Genomic DNA, 402 nt, shown 5'->3' with positions numbered 1-402 from the left:
CCTACAAAATGGGGCGCGGTATTCAGGCCGGGCGCGTGTGGACCAACTGTTACCACGCCTACCCGGCACACGCGGCGTTTGGGGGCTACAAACAGTCCGGGATCGGGCGCGAGACCCACAAGATGATGCTGGAGCATTATCAGCAGACCAAGTGCCTGCTGGTGAGCTATTCCGATAAGCCGCTGGGCCTGTTCTGAGGATTGCCCCTCACCCTGGCGGGGCTAAGCCTTAGTCACAAATACGTTCTATGAAGGATCGGCTAAGGTTCCGTTCACTTCCAGCCCTGGGTCGGAGAGAAAACGGAGGCGATTTAAGCCGGAACCGTGCCTCGCTTCTTATTTTTACCCTCACCATAACCCTCTCCCTGAAAGGGAGAGGGAATAAACAATGTTCCACGTTGGC

At 56.5% G+C, this 402-nt stretch carries 1 protein-coding gene; it reads left to right on the top strand.

Annotation, left to right across the window (positions count from 1 at the left end; translation table 11 throughout):
* A partial coding sequence (locus HX778_RS24710) for an aldehyde dehydrogenase family protein (RefSeq protein ID WP_115737974.1) occupies positions 1-197 on the top strand: 197 nt, incomplete at its 5' end.
* Between the last annotated feature and the right edge of the window lie 205 nt (positions 198-402).

The sequence above is a fragment of the Cedecea sp. P7760 genome (assembly GCF_013386425.1).
Taxonomy (GTDB): domain Bacteria; phylum Pseudomonadota; class Gammaproteobacteria; order Enterobacterales; family Enterobacteriaceae; genus Cedecea; species Cedecea selenatireducens.
The sequence above is the reverse complement of the archived record's forward strand: the minus strand, read 5'-3'. Positions and strand labels throughout refer to the sequence as shown.